Annotated in this window: 1 protein-coding gene; it reads right to left on the bottom strand. The window is 52.5% G+C overall.

Going from position 1 to position 204, the window contains the following annotated elements; translation table 11 throughout:
- On the bottom strand, positions 1-204 hold a 204-nt coding region (locus C1T21_RS26900), incomplete at both ends, for an AMP-binding enzyme (protein WP_146032532.1).

Here is a 204-nt window from a genome sequence, read left to right as displayed (position 1 = left end):
TCCCGTTTGCAGGCTGCCTTCGGGTGCTGGCAATGCCTTGCGGTCTATTTTGCCGTTCGGTGTTAACGGCATGGACTCCAGCTGTACAAAGTATGAAGGTACCATATAGTGAGGCAGCTTTTCACCCAGTAGGCTGCGCAGCACACCTGCATTCATTTCTTGTTCTGCCACATAGTAGGCTACCAGTTGGTTTTGCCCTTGCCC

This window comes from Paenibacillus sp. F4 (assembly GCF_002894905.1).
Lineage (GTDB): Bacteria > Bacillota > Bacilli > Paenibacillales > Paenibacillaceae > Paenibacillus > Paenibacillus polymyxa_B.
This window is presented reverse-complemented; position numbering and strand designations above follow the sequence as displayed.